Source organism: Novosphingobium sp. B-7, assembly GCF_000410615.1.
Lineage (GTDB): Bacteria > Pseudomonadota > Alphaproteobacteria > Sphingomonadales > Sphingomonadaceae > Novosphingobium > Novosphingobium capsulatum.
The window spans coordinates 1-3,941 of record NZ_APCQ01000416.1 but is presented as its reverse complement, the minus strand read 5'-3'; the positions used below and the strand labels follow the sequence as shown (position 1 = coordinate 3,941).

The window sequence follows — 3,941 nt, the reverse complement described above, 5'->3', positions numbered from 1 at the left end:
GTGATCAGTGCTGCAGCCGTGCCGCAGGACCAGCTCGATGCCTTGGTCGAACCCTGGCTGGGCACCCGTGCGGGCGACGACCTGGACGATCTGCCGATCCCCGCGCTGATCGACGTGCGCCTGGCCGGCATGGCCACGCCGGCGCGGCTCGATCTGCTGCGCAAGGCCTTGGCCGCCACGGCCCCGGCGGCGCGGATCGATGCGCAGTCAAGCTGGCTGGCACCGGTGTTCCGCGCCATTGGTGCCTTGCAATGGGCGGCCGGCGGCCTGATCGCGCTGTTCGCCTTTGCCACGGTTTCCGCCGTGCTGCTGGCGTCGCGCAATGCGCTGGGCACCCATCGCGAAACGATCGAGATCGTCCATATGCTGGGCGCCACCGACGTGCAGATCGCGCGGGTGTTCCAGCGCTCCATGGCGACGGACGCGGCGATGGGCGGCCTGGTTGGCCTGCTTGCCGGCGTCGTTACCGTGCTGGGCCTGGCGCGCCAGTTTGCCGCGCTGGGTTCGGGCATGGTCGCGCAAGGCTCGCTCGCCTGGACCGACTGGGTCGCCCTTGCCGGTATTCCCATCGCCGGCGTGCTGCTGGTGATGCTGACAGCCCGACTTACTGTTCTTGCCGCCCTGCGGCGCATGGTATGATCGCGTGACCGTCCCCATATTGCCCCCCATAACGCCCAAGCCATGCAGCAGCCCCCAACCATGACCACACCGCACGCCGGCACGCGCCGCACGATCGTGAGAAAGCCCTGCGGCATGCGAAAGCCGTGGGCATGAGAAAGCCGCCGGGTCTTTTCCGCCGCCTGGGTTCGGCGCTGATCCTGCTGTGGGTGCTGGGTTTCCTGTGGTTTGCCTGGTTCCTGCCGCAGCCGGCGCCCGATGGCACGCGCACCGATGGCATCGTGGTGCTGACCGGTGGCGGCGGCCGCATTCCGCGTGCCTTGGCCATGCTCCAGGCCGGCAAGGCGCAGACCCTGCTGGTCAGTGGTGTCGATCGCCAGGTGCGGCCGGCCGAATTTGCCGCCGAATACAAGGTCGATCCCGCACGGCTCGATTGCTGCATCACGCTGGGCTTTGATTCGGTCGATACCCGCTCCAACGCGCACGAGGCGGCGGCGTGGATCGCTCGGCACAAGATCCATTCGGTGCGCCTGGTCACCACCGACTGGCACATGCGCCGCGCCACGTTCGATCTGTGGGTCGTGGCGCCCAAGGGCCTGGTCATCGTGCGCGATGCCGTGCCCTCGCGGCCCAGCCTCAAGATCCTGTTCCTGGAATACAACAAGCTGCTGGCCCGCATGGTGGCGTGGCTGGCAGGATGGTGACAAGCGCCGTGGAAGACCGTTCCCCTACCCTTGCCGAAATCGTGCGCAGCCTGGTGTTCTATGCCGCGTTCTATGGCTTTACCGTGCTGCTGCTGCTGGTGTTGGCGATCGTGCTGATCGTGGCGCCGCGCGGCGTCTTTGCCATGGTGCAGGCGTGGACCGGCGTGCACCGCGCGCTGGTGCGCCATGTGCTGGGCATCCGCGTGGAAGTGGTGGGCACGCCGCCGCAGGAAGGCGTGTTCTATGCCCTGCGCCATGAAAGCTTTTTCGAGGCGATCGACCTGCCGCAAGTGCTGCACCGCCCCTGCATCTTTGCCAAGATCGAGCTGATGCGCATTCCCGTGTGGGGCCGCGCCGGCTGGGCCTATGGCCTGATCGGGGTGGAGCGCGAGGCCGGCGCCAAGACGCTGCGTGCCATGCTGACCCATGCCCGCGCCCGCCTGGCCGAAGGGCGCCCCCTGGCGATCTTTCCCGAAGGCACGCGCGTGCCAGTGGGGCAGCGCTATCCGCTGCAATCGGGTTTTGCCGGGATATACAAGTTGTTGTCACTACCGGTGGTTCCGGTGGCGGTGCATAGCGGCGCCCTGTATCACCGCGTGTGGAAGCGACGCGGCACCATTCGCTATGTCATTGGCGAAACCATTCCCCCCGGCCTGCCGCGTGAAGAGATCGAGGCCCGTGTGCTTGACGCCATCACCGCCCCCACTGCCTGAACGCCGCCACGCATGACCGTGCCGCCAGAACCGGATGCCCCGGCCAAGTCGCTGATGGCCTCGTTGGGCCCTGGCCTGATCACCGGCGCGGCCGATGACGATCCCAGCGGCATCGGCACCTATAGCCAGGTAGGCGCGCAGTTTGGCCACACGCTGACCTGGACCATGCTGTTCAGCTATCCGCTGATGGCCGCAATCCAGGAAATCTGCGCGCGGATCGGCGCCACCACCGGGCGCGGCATTGCCGACAATGTGCGGCGCCACTATCCGCGCTGGCTGCTGCCGGGCGTGATCGCCTTGCTGGTAGTGGCCAATGTCATCAACCTGGGGGCAGACCTGGGCGCCATGGCCGCCGCGCTGCACCTGCTGCTGCCGGGGCCGCTGCCGCTCTATACCCTCGGCTTTGCCGTGATCAGCGTGCTGGCCGAAGTGTTCGTGCCCTATGCCCGCTATGCCGGCTGGCTCAAATGGACCACGCTGTCGCTGTTTGCCTATATCGCGGTGCTGATCGTCACCCCGATGGATTGGGGTGACGCGCTCTATCACGTGGTCGTGCCAACGGTGCAGCTTGACCATGCGTTCCTGTCGGGCCTGGTGGCGCTATTGGGCACCACGATCAGCCCCTACCTGTTTTTCTGGCAGGCTGGGCAAGAGGTGGAAGAACTGCGCCGCCGCCAGGCGCGGCCGCTGCACGATGCCCCGCGCCGGGCCGCGCCGGAATTGCGTCGCATCCGCGCCGATACGCTGCTCGGCATGGGCTTTTCCAATGTTACCGCGCTGGCCATCATCGTGGCAACGGCCGCCACGCTCCACGCCCATGGCATTACCGACATCACCTCGGCCGATCAGGCGGCCATGGCGCTGCGGCCATTCGCCGGCGATCTGGCCTTTGCGCTGTTCGCGCTGGGCATCATCGGCACCGGGCTGCTGGCGGTGCCGGTGCTGGCCGGCTCTGCCGCCTATGCGCTGAGCGAGGCCCTGCGCTGGAACGAAGGGCTCGACCGCGCCCCGCGTGAAGCACGGGCCTTTTACGTCGCGATTGCGCTTGCCACCTTTGCCGGCCTTGGCATCAACATGGTGGGCATCAACCCGATGCGGGCGCTCTATTGGACGGCAGTGATCAATGGCTTGCTCGCCCCGCCGCTGATGGTGGTAACGATGCTGATCGCCCGCAACCCGCGCGCCATGGGTCACCTGGTCATCTCGCGCCGGCTGGCGGCCGTGGGCTGGCTGGCCACCGTGGCGATGACGGTGGTGGCCGTCCTGTTCCTGTTTGCGTGAAAGACCTGCGATGAACAGCCCGCCCCCGCGCATCCTGTCCATCGCCGGTTCGGATTCCGGCGGCGGCGCCGGAATTCAGGCCGATATCAAGACGATCACCATGCTGGGCGGCTTTACCATGACGGCGATCTGCGCGCTGACCGCGCAGAACACACTGGGCGTCAGCGCCGTGGCCGCCACCACGCCCGAGATGGTCGCCGCGCAGATCGATGCCTGCGTCAGCGATATCGGCGTGGATGCGGTCAAGATCGGCATGCTCGGCTCGCCACAGATCGCGGCGGTGGTGGCCGATCGGCTGGAAGGGCTGGGCGTGCCGGTGGTGTTCGATCCGGTGATGATCGCCACCAGCGGCGCGGCGCTGGCCGATGCCGCCACGATCGCCGCGTTCGAACGCCTGATGGCGCTCGCCACGCTCACCACGCCCAATGTGCCGGAACTGGCCGCGCTGGGCGGTGACGCCGCCATGGCGGCGCGGGGCATTGCCTATCTGGCCAAGGGCGGCGATGCCGATGGGCCAGTGGTGGAAGACCGCCTGGTCATTCCCGGCCAGCCGCCGCGCCTGTGGCAAGCGCCGCGCATTGCCACGCGCCACAGCCACGGCACGGGCTGCACCCTGTCGAGCGCG

5 protein-coding genes are annotated in these 3,941 nt (G+C 67.7%); all 5 read left to right on the top strand.

From position 1 onward, the window contains the following. On the top strand, positions 1 to 639 hold a 639-nt coding region (locus tag H926_RS0105155), incomplete at its 5' end, for an ABC transporter permease (RefSeq protein ID WP_022675363.1). Between the two features lie 131 nt (positions 640 to 770). Continuing rightward, entirely contained in the window at positions 771 to 1,322 is a 552-nt protein-coding gene (locus tag H926_RS0105150; RefSeq protein ID WP_022675362.1) for a YdcF family protein, read from the top strand. After that, positions 1,316 to 2,035 (top strand): 1-acyl-sn-glycerol-3-phosphate acyltransferase, encoded by a 720-nt coding sequence (locus H926_RS0105145; protein ID WP_022675361.1) that lies wholly within the window; start codon positions 1,316 to 1,318, stop codon positions 2,033 to 2,035. Before H926_RS0105150 ends, H926_RS0105145 begins: the two co-directional genes overlap by 7 nt. A gap of 12 nt (positions 2,036 to 2,047) precedes the next feature. Then, positions 2,048 to 3,316 carry an NRAMP family divalent metal transporter gene (locus H926_RS0105140; RefSeq protein ID WP_022675360.1) on the top strand — a complete coding sequence of 423 codons (1,269 nt, stop codon included), beginning with the start codon at positions 2,048 to 2,050 and terminating at the stop codon, positions 3,314 to 3,316. Positions 3,317 to 3,326: 10 nt separating this feature from the next. After that, positions 3,327 to 3,941, top strand: a 615-nt coding sequence (locus H926_RS0105135; RefSeq protein ID WP_022675359.1) for a bifunctional hydroxymethylpyrimidine kinase/phosphomethylpyrimidine kinase, incomplete at its 3' end; no start/stop codon positions are given.

What these genes read in the sequence shown, in the direction of transcription:
- H926_RS0105140 (WP_022675360.1), top strand. Translation starts at nt 2,048, where the DNA reads ATGACCGTGCCGCCAGAACCGGATGCCCCGGCCAAGTCGCTGATGGCC.
- H926_RS0105145 (WP_022675361.1), top strand. Translation starts at nt 1,316, where the DNA reads ATGGTGACAAGCGCCGTGGAAGACCGTTCCCCTACCCTTGCCGAAATC.
- H926_RS0105150 (WP_022675362.1), top strand. Translation starts at nt 771, where the DNA reads ATGAGAAAGCCGCCGGGTCTTTTCCGCCGCCTGGGTTCGGCGCTGATC.